Source organism: Pseudoalteromonas sp. S3178 (assembly GCF_005886985.1).
Classification (GTDB): Bacteria; Pseudomonadota; Gammaproteobacteria; order Enterobacterales; family Alteromonadaceae; genus Pseudoalteromonas; species Pseudoalteromonas carrageenovora.
Genome location: NZ_PNCW01000159.1, coordinates 1 through 393 on the forward strand (window position 1 = coordinate 1; position 393 = coordinate 393).

1 pseudogene is annotated in these 393 nt (G+C 42.0%); it reads right to left on the reverse strand.

The window, feature by feature from the left end:
- Nucleotides 1-393, reverse strand: a pseudogene (locus CWC11_RS20440) (restriction endonuclease subunit R); the annotation flags it as partial.

A 393-nucleotide genomic window follows, 5' to 3' on the forward strand; every position in this document is an offset into this window, starting at 1 on the left:
TTGATGAACGCTGGCACATACCAACATGGCGTTACCCCTGCCTGACATCAATGCTGGCTTTACCTCCATATCCATCAGCATGTCGCTAACAATTTGTTCTAAGCGAGATTTACTCGAGAGCACCTTCTGCATTGTGCCCCATTTTTGTTTGAGCTGCATTTTAGCAAGATTCGAAAGGCCCTTGGTTTTAGCTTCAAACCATTGATCCACCTTTTTCTTTGAAGTTAAGTGCTGATCAATATCTCTTGCTTCATAACGAAGGTCGAGCACTACGCCATCATTCACGGCTTCATCAAATTTATAGGTGTGAATATAGGGACCAAACACTTCTAAAGACTTTTTCTTGTCTTTTTTCATCAGTGGCGTACCCGTAAAACCGATAAACATGGCTTT